Annotated in this window: 9 protein-coding genes; 1 reads left to right on the top strand and 8 read right to left on the bottom strand. The window is 39.6% G+C overall.

The annotated features are described in order from the left end of the window. Positions 1–7 precede the first annotated feature (7 nt). Positions 8–2,923 (bottom strand): VPS10 domain-containing protein, encoded by a 2,916-nt coding sequence (locus tag HCN54_RS15750; RefSeq protein ID WP_167598536.1) that lies wholly within the window; start codon positions 2,921–2,923, stop codon positions 8–10. Positions 2,924–3,045: 122 nt separating this feature from the next. Continuing rightward, positions 3,046–3,375: an endonuclease domain-containing protein gene (locus HCN54_RS15745; RefSeq protein WP_240924979.1), complete on the bottom strand. Its 330-nt coding sequence runs from the start codon at positions 3,373–3,375 to the stop codon at positions 3,046–3,048. A 185-nt stretch (positions 3,376–3,560) separates the two neighbouring features. On the opposite strand from HCN54_RS15745, the gene HCN54_RS15740 reads away from it, so the two are divergent. Further along, positions 3,561–4,853, top strand: a complete 1,293-nt coding sequence (locus HCN54_RS15740) for an aminopeptidase P family protein (protein ID WP_167598938.1) — start codon at positions 3,561–3,563, stop codon at positions 4,851–4,853. 93 nt (positions 4,854–4,946) lie between these two features. On the opposite strand, the gene HCN54_RS15735 is transcribed toward HCN54_RS15740, so the two are convergent. The 6 genes from HCN54_RS15735 to HCN54_RS15710 form a co-directional block, all read right to left on the bottom strand. Then, the gene (locus tag HCN54_RS15735) at positions 4,947–5,387 is read right to left on the bottom strand and encodes a hypothetical protein (RefSeq protein WP_072981157.1); all 441 of its coding nucleotides are present in this window, start codon (positions 5,385–5,387) and stop codon (positions 4,947–4,949) included. A gap of 126 nt (positions 5,388–5,513) precedes the next feature. After that, on the bottom strand, positions 5,514–7,172 hold the full coding sequence (locus tag HCN54_RS15730; protein ID WP_167598535.1) for an Ig-like domain-containing protein: 1,659 nt from the start codon (positions 7,170–7,172) through the stop codon (positions 5,514–5,516). Positions 7,173–7,258: 86 nt separating this feature from the next. Continuing rightward, complete coding sequence (locus HCN54_RS15725; protein ID WP_167598534.1) at positions 7,259–8,959, bottom strand: hypothetical protein; 1,701 nt, start codon at positions 8,957–8,959, stop codon at positions 7,259–7,261. Between the two features lie 10 nt (positions 8,960–8,969). Then, positions 8,970–11,522: a TonB-dependent receptor gene (locus HCN54_RS15720; protein WP_167598533.1), complete on the bottom strand. Its 2,553-nt coding sequence runs from the start codon at positions 11,520–11,522 to the stop codon at positions 8,970–8,972. A 170-nt stretch (positions 11,523–11,692) separates the two neighbouring features. Beyond that, positions 11,693–13,336 (bottom strand): glucose-6-phosphate isomerase, encoded by a 1,644-nt coding sequence (gene pgi, locus HCN54_RS15715; RefSeq protein WP_167598532.1) that lies wholly within the window; start codon positions 13,334–13,336, stop codon positions 11,693–11,695. Position 13,337: 1 nt separating this feature from the next. After that, positions 13,338–14,579, bottom strand: coding sequence for a M23 family metallopeptidase (locus HCN54_RS15710; RefSeq protein ID WP_072981148.1), 1,242 nt, complete (start codon positions 14,577–14,579; stop codon positions 13,338–13,340). Between the last annotated feature and the right edge of the window lie 7 nt (positions 14,580–14,586).

The raw sequence follows: 14,586 nt of genomic DNA, 5'->3' as shown, positions 1-14,586 counted from the left end.
ATTGACTTTAATCTTCTTCAGGAGCGTTAGCTGCCGCCTCAGCACGGTCACGACGTCTGCTTCCTTCATCGATTTTAAGTGGTGTCGTTTGCGATTTCCCATTAAGACTCACCTGAACTTTGTAGGCGCCCGGCGCAATGTAGTACACCTCGTTTTGAGCTTTTGAAATTTTAAGATCTTTAGTTTCTCTTTCCAGTTGTTTCTTTCCTGCTTCAGAAATGCTTAAATCATAAGGAATATAATTAAAGCCTTTCTCTACCTCTACCTGCCAAGATTTAATTGATTTTTCTTCGGAACTCAAAATCTCAAGTGTTGCTTTTCCGCTTTGCGGGGCATATACAGCGATTTTAATTTCGGGAGTATTCGCTGCTCTCCACGCGCTCCAAGAACGTCCCCAATTGGTAGAATAATCAACCGCATCTAATTCAAAAAGCTGTAAAGCCGAAGCATTTTTTGTATCAAATTTCTGGATTTCATCAAGGTTGGTTATATAGATAGATCTTCCGTGAGTCCCTATCACAAGATCATTTGCTTCGGTTTGCACCACCATATCGTGAACCGCTACGTTAGGCATGCTTCCATCTAAAAGCTGCCAACTTGCCCCTTGATCAAAACTGATGTAACTCGCATCATCTGTACCTAAATACAAGATGTTTTCTTTTACCGGATCTTCTATGATCACATTCACCGGAGACAAGGGAAGATCACTACTTATATCCTTCCAGTTTTTCCCGTAATCATCACTCACATAAACATAAGGCTTGAAGTCATCATAACGATAGCCATTGAGCGTTGCGTAAACCCGACTCTTTTTGTGAGACGAAGCAATTACTTTACTCACCCACAAATTCTGAGGTAATCCTGCGGAGATGATATCCCAGCTGCCGCCCGCGTCTTGAGTAACCTGAATAACCCCATCATCGCTACCCGTATACAGTAAACCAAACTGAAAAGGCGATTCTGAGATATTGGTCAATGTCCCATAAGGCACATTTCCTTTTTTACCGCCTGCGGTTAAGTCTGGCGAAATTGGCGTCCAATCATCACCTTGATTCATAGATCGCATCAGTTTATTTCCTCCCATATATAAGATATCTTGATTGTGTGGTGAGAGTAAAATGGGCGTTTCCCAGTTGAAACGATAAGGCGCTTCCCCTAAATCGTGACTTGGTTTTATAAAGCTGCGCTCGCCGGTTTCTAAATTCATACGGTTATAATACCCAAACTGCGACCCGGCATAAACAATATTGCTGTTGCGGCGATCTATCTGCACTTGCATCCCGTCGCCGCCACCAATAGATTTGTATGGATATTGCCCTTCGGCCTCATAGTCTTTAGAATAAGAATACGTATGTGGACCTTTCCAAGTACCGTTATCCTGCAAACCTCCATAGACATTATAGGGTTTTTCATAATCTACGTTGATCGCATAGAATTGTCCCAAAGGTATTGAGTTAAGCTTGTTCCAGCTTTTCCCGGCATCGTAAGACATGTTGAGTCCGCCATCATTACCATTAATCAAATGATTCGGCATTTTAGGATCTACCCAGATCACGTGATGATCAACGTGTACGTTAGGCTCATCGATATAAGTAAACGTTTTTCCTCCGTCTGTAGATTTGATTAACGGAACACCTACGAGATAAATTTCGTCTTGATTTTGAGGATTTACATCCATCTCTGCAAAAACATATCCATACGAAAAGAAGAAATCGTCAATGTATCCTTCGTGGGTACGCTTCCAGGTTTTTCCTCCATCTTTGGTCAAGTAAATTTCAGCCCCGATCACTTCGCCTTCCGCATCCGCGGCATTTTTATCGTACGTGTATAAAAATAGATCAGAAGGCTTCAGTTCGTCGTCCTCTACCATCGCTTTTACTTTGGCCACCTCATATTGTCTTGGAAAACGATAGGAGCGTAGGTAATCAGCAAGACTTTCATTCTCTAAAGCCAAAAATTCGCCTTTAGACATTCCTTTAAACGTCTCTGGTGTAAGTGCTTTATCATCGCGCTCTACTCCTCGCTCTTTAGCTTCTTCTCGAATATCTTGATTGTCGTGAATGGCATAAACTGTGTTTTCATCAACCACAGCAACCCCGATACGACCAACGCCTTTGCCTTGCGGAAAACCATTACCCGTGGTCACCAACTCCCAAGTATCACCGGCATCTATAGATTTGTAAATTCCTGAATTTTCTCCTGAACCTCTAAAATCCCAAGCGGCACGCTCGCGCTCCCAAGCCGTAGCATACAGCACCGAAGGATTCTCCGGAGCTTCAGCCAGACTTATAATTCCTGTTTTATCATTGATAAAAAGCGTTTTCTCCCACGTATCACCACCATCTGTAGTTTTGAAAACCCCGCGCTCTGTATTATCAGAATATAAATGCCCTAAAGCACCCACCAGAGCCACATCAGGATTGGTCGCATCAAGAACGATATCGCTAATGTGGTGCGAATCTAAAAGACCTTTTTGCTCCCAGGTTTTACCACCGTCAACACTTTTTAAAATACCGATGCCGGCATAAGAAGAGCGCGAAGAAATAGTTTCTCCTGTTCCTACCCAAATGATATTTGCCGACCAGTTTACCGCAATATCCCCAACATTTTGAGTAGGTGCGGTGTCAAAAACCGAGTCAAAGGTGTTTCCATTATTAGAAGTGTGCCACACTCCGCCTGTAGCATACGCCACATAAAATTCTGTGCTGTTTTCAGGATTGACTTCGATGTCTACCACACGGCCGCTCATAATCGTGGGTCCAACATTTGTAAAGGGAATATTTTTTACAATAGAATTTTTAAGCATTTGATCTTTAGCTTCAAGCGATGTTTTAACCTGCTGGGCAGCGGTAGCCATCTGCTGCGCTTGTGTGGAAAAACAAATACCTAAAAGAAAGAGGGAGAAGAATAATCGTGTTTGCATAGAGAAAAGTTTTATGCTTCTAAAAATAGCCATTTAGTTAAAGAATTGCTAAGTAAATTAAATGGAAAACATCCCTCCCTAACCCTCCCTTCAAAAGGGAGGGAATTCTTTTAACTTTAGTATTACTGTAGTTGCTCTAGCTTTTCTCTAATTTTGAGAAGTACGTGCTCAACATCGCTTTGAACTTCATCATTTGTAAAACGCATTATAGTAACACCATAGGACTCAATTTTTTCTGCTCTTTGCGCATCTTCAAAAAATTGAGTTTCGTGTATGCTTCCATCAACTTCAATAGCTAAGCCTATTTCGTGACAATAAAAATCTATTATAAAGTCAAGAAGCGGAACCTGCCTATGAAACTCTATGCCTAAAGATTTTCTTCGTAGTACACTCCATAGAAGCTTCTCAGCATCTGTTTGATTTTTCCTTAGAAGTCGCGCTAATGGTTTCAGATCTTTTCAATATGGAATAATCTTATTCGGCATATATAAAAATACCAAAACCTTTAAAACAGACTAGCTTGTATAAAACCTATGTTTTGCCTCCCCTTAGAAGGGGAGGTCTGGAGGGGATGTTTCCTCAGTTTATTTCAGCATCGGTTTAATTTCCGTTACCTTTGGCAAAATTCAATTTAGATATGAAATACGACCTTATAGATCGCCAACTGTTTATTAAAAATCGTAAGAATTTTATGGAGGCTATGAAGCCCAACAGTCTTGCCGTTTTTAACAGTAACGACATTTATCCCATAGGTGCAGACAGCACGATGCCTTTTCAGCAGAATAGAGATTTATTCTACCTAAGTGGCGTAGATCAAGAAGAAAGTATATTGGTTCTTTTTCCAGACTGCCCGAAACAAAAGCATCGCGAAATACTATTTTTAAAAGAAACTAACGATCATATTGCGGTGTGGGAAGGCGAAAAGCTCACCAAAGAAAAAGCGCTAGAAGTAAGCGGCGTTGAGACGGTATACTGGCTTCAGGAATGGGACAAAGTTTTTTACGAACTCATGACTCAGGCTGAAACTATTTACATCAACACCAACGAGCACTATCGCGCTAATGTGGAAACGGAAACACGCGAAGCACGTTTCAACAAGAAAATCAAGGAGCAATATCCTGCGCATAGTGTTGCTAAGAGCAATCCTATTTTACAGCGTTTACGCTCCGTAAAAGATGCCATTGAACTTGATGTGATGCAGCAAGCCTGTAACATTACAGAAAAAGGCTTTAAACGCGTTTTGCAGTTCACTAAGCCGGGCGTAATGGAGTATGAGATCGAAGCTGAATTTATGCACGAATTCCTGCGCAACCGCTCCAGAGGCTTTGCATACACGCCAATTGTAGCTTCGGGAAATAATGCAAATGTGTTGCATTATGTAGTGAATAACGCCGAATGTAAAGCCGGAGACCTAATCCTACTCGATATCGGTGCAGAATATGCAAATTATAGCAGTGATATGACGCGCACCATTCCGGTTTCAGGAAAGTTTACAGAACGCCAGAAAGAAGTCTACAACGCTGTTTTACGCGTAAAAAAGGAAGCAACTAAAATGCTCACTCCCGGAACACTTTGGGGACCTTATCACGAAGAAGTAGGAAAATTGATGACCTCAGAATTGTTAGGTCTTGGCTTATTAGATAAAGTAGATGTTCAAAACGAAAATAAAGACTGGCCGGCTTATAAAAAATACTTTATGCACGGTACGTCGCACCATATTGGTTTAGATACACATGATTATGGATTGCTTCACGAACCTATGCAAGCAAACAACGTTTTTACGGTAGAGCCAGGTATTTATATTCCTGAGGAAGGATTCGGAATACGCTTAGAAGATGATGTTGTTATCCAAGAAAATGGCGAACCTTTCAACTTGATGCGCAACATTCCTTTAGAAGTTGATGAAATCGAAGATTGGATGAATCGCTAGTACACGTTAAACAAAATTAAAAATCCCTTGATTAGTCAGCTAATCAAGGGATTTTTTTATCTCAATACTTATTTCTAAAGTCTTAAATCTAGTCTAAAACCAATTTGACCAAGGAATTCTAGTAAGCATCACAAGAAGTCCTAAGGTATAAAATATAGCTAGCAATTTAAATTTCGGTTTAGAGGTCAATTTCTTTTTATGCTTGCTATAACCTACAGTGACAAACACGATAGTGATAATCATTGCAAGAGGATGCTCTACAACATATAAGCGTAGGTTAGGATCACTCATCGCAGCACTCATACCTTGGGAAGCGATCGCTTTTGCCCCTAGTGGTGAAACAAAATACAAAACGATCCCTATGAGTAATTGAATATGCGTTACAATCAGCGTGAACAATGCCAATCTGAAATCTCTAGCACCAAACTCTTTACCTCCAAAATAAGATATCAGCGAGTTGATGGTTGTTAATGTGAGTACAATGAGTACTAGATAAGCCCAGTACGAGTGTACAAATTGAATGGTAGTATACATAGCCTAATATTTGAGCCTCAAAGATACTTTTTTAGCTTGAAACACGCTCTTTAGACCATTGCATAAAAATAGCCCCATCTCCAAATGAAAAAGGGGCTATTTAAAATCATTTTGATCAGTAATCTGCTACTCCCAAGTATTTTCAGCTGGAGTTCCTCCCCAGATTAAAGTAGCTAGATAAGGATTATCAATAAACGGATTACGAACGCCCTGAGCACCTTCAATAACTTCATTACGTTGACGTTCAAAGTCAGAAACCGGATCTTCACGATTCCATTTGAGGAATAAATCTAACGTGCCCACTTTTGTATAATCTTCGCCGTAGCGCACATTTAAATAAAGCACCATACGCGCAACATCTCCTTTCCATTCGTCTCCCGGAAACCACGAATTACCATTTACTAATTGATACGCACCACTACCATCAGTGTACGGATAATTCAATCGTAAAGAGTTGACTTCGTCATCTGTAGAGCGTAAGTGATGTAGATCTGTTACTGCTTCTTCGGTTGATAATCGCGATTGTGGAAAAATATGTTCGGTATTGAACGTTTGTGGTGAATGCGAGTTACTTCCTGAAGTGTATTCTCTTCGGTCTCTGCTTTCGCCGGAATACATCAAAATCACATTAGCCTGATTATCTAAGTCAGCATCTGCATCGTAAAGAAATTGGTGTCTGTCTGTATACTGCAAAATAGTAGTATGCATATTTTGGGTAAGTGTACGCAGTACCGTAAAATTTCGATCGAGATCATTTTGTGTTATCGCGATGTTCTCATAATAATAGGTCAAATCAGTCGGTATATTGAACGCTATCGCATCAACCAACTCAATTGTAATTTCGGCAGTTACACACGATGGCGTTTCATCATCATCGCATAGCGTGTAAACAATAGTATCTTCACCAATAAATCCTGATTGTGGTGTGTAGGTAATGCTACCATCCTCATTCAATACAGCAGTACCTGTACCAGAATAACTAATCTCAGTAACTACAGCATCATCAATTAGTTCGTCATTATCTGTAAACCCTTCAATTAATAATGCTTGATTATTTTGATCAAAGAAATACGCATCGTCATTAGCTATTGGCGTTCCCTCATCGATCACGTTAATGCTAATTGTAGCCGTTGAACAAACAGGGGTTTCATCATCATCACATATCGTATAGGTGAAAGTATCTTCGCCAGCAAAACCGTTAGGCGCAGTGTATGAGATCGAACCGTTGTCATTAAGTACCGCAGTTCCTCTGGTATTGGTAAGATCTAGCGCCGAAACCGTAGCATTATCAAGCAGCTCATCATTTTCAAGAAAATTATTAATTCTGAAGGTTGCATTTTCTTCTACTTCATAAGTATCATCAACTGCAACAGGATCTGAACCTGTAACGGTAATGGTCACCGTTGCTGACGAGCAATTTACAGGGGTTTCTGCATCACACAAAGTATAGTTAAAAGTATCTTCACCCGTGAAGTTCTCTGGTGGAGTATATGTGAAGGTTCCATCGCGATTATCTAAAATGGTTCCGCCTTGTGTAGATTCTGCGTCGGTCTCTGACACACGACCAAAATCAAAAATGGTATCGTTGTCTAAAAGACTACTTATCACTATTGCTTCATTTTCGCCAGTAGTATAGGCATCATCAGCAGCCACAGGCTCATTAACTTCAGGTTCTGGTTCTGGAGTTACCGTACTGTCATCACCACCACTACATCCTAAAAAAAGAATCAGTGTAAAAAGGCTTAAGAAGCTCGCTAGAAATTTAGGGGTCGTATTTTTTTTCATAATTCTAAATATTGCATTTCAATATAGGTATAGAAAAGAAAACCTCCTACTTGAGGTAGGAGGTTTAACTTTAAATGTCTTATGGATTATTGCATAACCCAAACACCATCAGTTTTGATCAATAAGAACGTTTCAGTGGTATTTGAACCGTTATAGATATCAAAAGTAACAGCGTATTTCTGACCTTCTTCTGCTGAAGGATTAAGATCATCAAGCAATAAATTAAATGCTTCAAGAATCATATCGTCTGTCCAGTAAGCAGCGTTACCACTACGACGATCCATATTGCCGTAGTTAGCCATACTTGAAGTTTGCGCAGGATACGTATCACCAAGTTCTGCAGCAATAAATGCATAATCTGCAGCAGTTAAACTATAAGCAATAGTATTATCAGGAACCCAAGTAGTACCGTCGTTACCAAACTGCAATGAAGTTTCAATAACACTAGGAATATTTACAAAAGCACCGTTTTCAAAAACAAAGTTTGCATACTCTGTTGAAGTAGAACCGTCATAGAATGCATAGGCCACCGCTACGAAGTCACCTTCTTCAGCATAAGGGAATGTTCTACCTAAGAAAATTGCTAATTTATAGATCGCTTCATCCTCATCATCAAAATTAGGATATGACTGTCCCATTTCTGTATAGTCTTCAGCATCTAATGCAAATGGCTCATTCCAGTTTCCGTTAGTGAATGCGTAAACCGTAGTGGTTTCAATTGTAGATACAGAAGCAGTTGCATCAACAACAAAAGCATCACCTTCTTTCACTATAGATAAAATCTCAGTACCAGCACTACCGGTATAAATTTCATACGTTACTTGAAACTGATCACCTTCTGCAGCATCAGGGTATTGCGTATCAACTATAAAACTTACAGCTTCAAGAATCATAGCGTCACTCCAGTAAGCATCACGACCATCTCTTCTTTCAAAATTGTCATATTGCGCAGCACTTGAAGCAGGATTAGGATAAGTTGTAGCAAACTCTACACCTATTGCATCAAAATCAGCAGCGGTCAATACATAAGACGTTCCACCAACAACAACATAAGCATTTCCATCAAACTGAAGAGTAACAGATTCTGCAGCTGTCGTACCATCATAGGTTGCGTAAGAAACATTGTACTTTTGACCAGTTACATTATCGAAGTTATCTTCTAAAACAACATTAATTGCTTCAAGGATCATTTCTTCAGTCCAGTAGCTATCTCTGTCATCTCTTAAATCAAAACTATGATATTGAGCCGCATTAGCAGCAGGATCTGGGTAAGCATCAGCTAATTCCTCTCCGATAAAATCAAAATCATCAGTATCTAAAGTGTACTGAATTTCATCAGCAAGTACTTGATACGTCAAGCTAACGTAGTCACCATTCTCTGCTTGAGGATATTGAAGGTCAAGAAAATCTTGAATTTCACCTAAACCAGAAAAATAAGTGTTTGATAACCCTGCAGCCTCATAGTCTGCTGCTACCACAGTATAGTTTTCTACACGAATAGGATCATAAATAGCAAAAGTTACATTTGCTAAAGAACCTTCTCCCAATACCGGAAAATTATCAGTTAATACTTGAGGGATTAAAGCTCGAGCATCATCCATACTGCTAAAGTTTCCGAATGAAAGTTCTAATGCCTCATAATCATCATCAGTCAGTGTATAATCTAGTACCGTACTGATCCCCGGCTCATTAGCCTCTAAGCGCTCATTTATATCCTCTACAGGATCACAACCTAAGGCTAAAACAGCCATGATGATTGTGGTAAATAAATAATTTAATTTTTTCATCTTAATTTTTTTAGAAATTAATTATTGCTCCAATAGTGTATGTTCTACCCGGACCATAATATACTAAAGCAGTTTCTGCTACAGAACCATCACCGTCCTGTGCATCAGAGATATACTCAGTTCCTAATACGTTAAATATGTTAGCATTGATTTGCGTATTGAAACCACCAAAATTGAATCTGTGTGTTAAACCTAAATCAAACACCCCATAATCTGGCATTTTCCAAGTTTGAGGAAGTCCTTCAACACTACGACCGGTTACATCATAATCTGCATAGTAGTCAGCTGCATAGTTAAAAGAAGCTCTTACTGTGGTAGAAGCAAGTACTGCATAATCTGCTCCTAATGCAAAGGTTGTTTGTGCAGAGTTACCCACTTTTACACCGTCAAGATAAATATCGATTGGATCACCGATTGGGTTTTGCTGATCGTCAAATACCTGTACGTTATTTACGTCATTTGCCCACTGCCAATCTCCAAGAGATGCCATACCAGTTAAGGTTAAAGTCTCAATAGGACGATATTGTAATTCTAATTCAACACCTTGGTGTAACGCATCGATACCTAAAATGTTTGCAGTGTATTGAATGTTGTTTGCCGTTCTAGACACTGTGTATGTACGATCCATCCACTGTGTACGATATACGTTAAGGTCAGCTCTAAAGTTATCTCCTCTAAAGCCGTATCCTAATTCTGCACTGAAAATCTTTTGATTTACTGCATCTTCATTAGTAACGTTAGTATTATTTAGGAATACAGCATTACTAAATGGAGCACGCTCAAAATAACCAAGGTTTCCAAATACATTGTGCTTTTCATCAATACGGTAGTTTACACCACCTTTAGTACTGAAAGCTGTAAAGTTTACCCAGTCAGTCTCTCTTAGCGGATCGTCTGGAGTATACTTGAAGTAGTCCTCTCTCTTATATGAAGTATTGTTACCCGCAACAGAGATTACAGCAGAGATCGCATCTTTGTTGTACTCAGCCTGAGCAAATAAACCTTGCCAGTTAGTATAACCTGTATCATTGTAGTTATACTTATCTCCAACGCGTACAACTTTATTTGGGTTGTTTACGTCATTGTTATCTACATAAAATGCACCACCTAATAAGTCTGTTAATTCAGTATAGTGATCTCCTTGGTAAAAACGTATGTCAACACCTGCAGTTAAATCAATATATTCAGATAACTCAGTGTTATACGTTGAAAGTGCACCATACCACTGGTGGTTGTTTCTTGACGCTCTTAAGAAGGTTTCAGCACTTGTAGCCTGACCTAAAGCTTTATTTTCAGCAATGATTTTATCAAGATCTACAGGGCCAAACTCTTGAGTACGATAATCTGTATCATACTTGCCAAATTTATTAGTTCCTGCAGTACCACCACCACCACCGGTACCGAATGAATAGTAAACCGCAGTAGTTAAAGATGAAATATCATTAATGGTCCAATAGTGGTTTAATGACATTTGTGGCTTGTGATAGAAGTTGTCTTCAATATTAACAAGCTGACCGTTTTTGTAACCAAAATCAGTGTTGGTACGTATTCCACGCTCACTTCTTCTATAGTCATCAATTAAAAGTCGGTTTTGACGCTGTCCGTGACGTTGTGGAGCGCCAAAAGCTGTGAACGATAATTCGTGGTTTTCACCTATTTTCTTAGCAACATTCAAGAAGTAAGAATATGCATCAATTGTAGTTGCATCTACAAATTGCTCACCAGTAGTTCTTGACAAACTTACAGTAGCAGCCCAGTCATTTTCTAAAAGTCCGGTTGAAAGTTTGAAACCATATTTGGTGTACCCATCGTTACCGGTAGTCATCATTACGTTTCCACCTTTTTCGATGTCAGTAGATTTTGTTACGATGTTTACAGTACCCCCAATAGAAGGAAGACCTATCATCGCAGCACCAAGACCTCTTTGTACCTGCATAGAGCTTGCTACATCAGAAAGACCTGCCCAGTTACTCCAGTATACACGACCGTTTTCCATATCGTTAACCGGAATACCGTTGATCATAACAGCAACGTTTTCAGAGTTGAAACCACGAATACGTAGTTCTGCATCTCCAAAACCACCACCACCTCTGGTCACATAAACACCAGGAGTAGTTTTTAAGATCTCAGGAAATTCCTGACTACCTAACTCGTTTTGAATAGTCTCTGCTTTAATGGTAGAAACCGCAACAGGAGTTTTACGGTCAATTGCAAGAGAGTATGCTTTAACGATTACTTCGTCAAGTGCATCAGAATCCATCTCTAGATTGATGGTTCCTAAGTCAACCACTTTTTTACCAGATAAATCAAAAGCCAGTGTTGACGGCTTAAAACCTACGTAAGAAACACGTAGTGAACCTGTATTCTCAACAACTTGGATTTCGAAAACCCCATCAAAGTCTGTTGATACTCCGTTAGTTGTCCCTTCAACAACAACGTTTACTCCAGGTAGCGGCGTTCCATTTTCACCGTCTACTACAGTACCACGAATAGTTCCTTGAGCTTGCATGAAAGCTGTAAGCAAAAGAAACACAAGTGTTAGCGAACTTGTAATTTTTTTCATTGTGCTTGTTTAAATTTAGATTTTGCGCAAAAGTCTTAATAAAGACCTAATTAAATATTAACGCAATGTTAAGGATTAGATCTTGACATAAAATGTCAACATTTAACCCTTAACTATTCTATTTTAACCTTTAACAGTTAAAAAACTAAATCTAAATAAGCTGGTAATTTTTAGCTTTTGAAGGCTTTAATCAAAGCGGTGGTAGAAGCATCGTGCGACGCAATACTATCTGAATTTAAGTCGGTTAGTACATTTTTAGCCAATTGCTTACCTAACTCAACACCCCATTGATCGTAGCTAAAAATATTCCACAGAATACCTTCGGTGAAAATTTTATGCTCATATAACGCGATCAAAGCACCCAAACTTTCTGGTGTTAGCTTATCAATAAGAATGGTTGTTGTAGGCTTATTTCCATCAAAAACCTTGAATGGAACTAGCTTCTCAATCGCAGCTGCATCCATACCTGAAGCTTCTAATTCAGCTTTAGCTTCAGCCTCGGTTTTCCCATTCATCAATGCTTCGGTTTGCGCAAAAAAGTTTGCCATCAACTTATTATGATGGTCTTTATCTCCGTGCAACGCTTCCTTATATCCAATAAAGTGGGTTGGGATAATTTTAGTTCCTTGATGAATTAGTTGGAAAAACGCGTGCTGCGAATTGGTTCCAGGCTCACCCCAAACGATCTGACCGGTTTGGTAATCCACGTGTTTACCGTTTCGATCTACACTTTTACCGTTACTTTCCATAATCGCCTGCTGAAGATATGCAGGAAAACGGTGCAAGTATTGTGTATACGGAATGATCGCTTCGCTTTCGGCACCAAAGAAATTGTTATACCACACGGTCACCAGCGCCATCATTACCGAAATATTCTCATCCAATGGCGTATTTTTGAAATGCTCATCTGCTTTATGTGCCCCGGCAAGCATACTTTCAAAATTATTGTATCCCACAGCTAAAGCGATGGAAAGTCCGACTGAACTCCATAGTGAGAAACGACCACCAACCCAGTCCCACATCGTGAATACATTATTAGGGTCTATACCAAAATCTTTAACCGCAGTTTCATTAGTAGAAACCGCCACAAAGTGTTTAGCCACTGCCTCACCATCTTCGACTGCTCCAGCCACTTTATTCAAAAACCATTTTCTTGCAGTAGTTGCATTAGAAAGCGTCTCTTGTGTAGTGAATGTTTTTGAAACGATTACAAAAAGTGTCGTTTCCGGATTTAGGTCTTTTAATGATTCGTGAACGTGATCGCCATCTACATTAGAAATGAAATGTACCTTGAGATGATTGTGGTAATACGCTAGAGCTTCTGCAACCATCACCGGCCCAAGATCAGATCCACCAATACCAATATTCACTACATCTGTAATAGCTTTACCGGTATAGCCTTTATGCGCTCCGCTGATCACTGTATCACAAAATCCTTTAATTTTTTCCTTTACAGCATTTACTTCAGGAATAACGTCTTCACCGTCAATCGTTACACTAGCAGTGCTTGGCTGACGCAATGCCGTATGCATCACCGCACGATCTTCGGTCTCATTGATGGCTGCACCACCAAAATAAGCTGCCTTAGCTTCCTCAAGATTCATCTCTTTAGCAAGATCAAGAAGCAAAGTTTTAGTTTCTTCAGTAATTCGGTTTTTACTGTAATCCACATAAAAGTCTTCCCACTTTAAAGTAAAAGCTTCAGCCCTTGACTGATCTTCAAAGAGGTTTTTCATTTTGACATCTTTAATGTCTTCAAAATGTGCCTGAAGCGCTTTCCAGGCTTTAGTCTGAGTGGGATTTACTTTTTGCATTTTATGTTGATTTTTGGAAGGTTATAGCATCTAATTCTGCTCGCAATGGAGCTATATATTCAAAATAGGCCGGCTGCAATTCTTCGGCAAGCGGCTCTGATGTAGGTAAATCTATTGAAAAAGGATCAACTTGCTTTCCATTTTTCCAGAAACGATAGCACACGTGAGGACCGCTGGTATTCCCGGTCATCCCTATGTAGCCTATCACTTCTCCTTGGCGCACATAATCACCACGGCTCACGGCTCGTTTGCTCATATGCAAATACTGCGTATCATAGGTTCCATTATGTCGAAGCTTTACATAATTACCGTTTCCGCCACGATATTCTGAAGCGATTACGGTACCGTCTGAAGTTGCCATAATTGGGGTTCCTACAGGCGCCGCAAAGTCGGTACCTTTGTGCGGACGAATGCGGTTTCCATAATAGGCAATACGGCGTTTTAAATTGTAGCGCGAAGAAATACGGCCAAATTTAAGCGGACTCTTTAAAAAGGCTCTTCTTAAGTTATCGGCATCCTGATCGTAATAATCTCTTCGACCTCCGTTAATAGAATCAGCTTGATAAGCGAAAGCATAAACAGGCTTGCCTTTATGTTCAAACCAGCTCGCCTTGATCTCACCAAACCCTGCCGGGATGGTATCATTTATATATTTTTCGGTATAGACTACTTTAAACTTGTCACCGGGTTGTAGTCTGAAGAAATCAATAGTCCAGGCATAAATGTCAGCCATCCCATAGGCTACAAGAATATTTACGCCCAGATCATCAAATGTACTTGATAAGTTGTCATTGATTACCCCGTGCGCCACGCGTTCTTTTATAGTAACCGGACGCTTCTTTGCTGCAGCTTTTACTACCTCATCTTTAAAATCAAGAACCACATAATCAATTCTGTTTTGCTCATAAATAAAAACCTGAGCTTGATTGGTAGAATCTTTGCTTTTTAAAAGCGTATACGGTTTACCCACAACGATTTTACGGGTATCAAACGTATTTTTTACAGAGTCTGTTATTTGCTGAATAGTACCGTAATCAATCCCGTTTTCAAAAAGAATCTGACCAAAACTATCACCAGACTGTACCGTATCAGAAACTACTTCATAGTCGTCAAGCACATAACCAAACCGCTTATTAACCGGCTTTTTAACTTCCTTTTTAACGGGTTCTTTCTCTTTACTTTCATCATCTGCACAGCTCATTAATGTGAGCATTGCTAGTAGTACAATACTTAGTTTTTTCAATTTAGGG

This window comes from Leeuwenhoekiella sp. ZYFB001 (assembly GCF_011784865.1).
In the GTDB taxonomy this organism is placed as follows: Bacteria; Bacteroidota; Bacteroidia; order Flavobacteriales; family Flavobacteriaceae; genus Leeuwenhoekiella; species Leeuwenhoekiella palythoae.
Note: the sequence above shows the minus strand (reverse complement) of the source record. Positions and strands in the feature narration are given on the sequence as shown.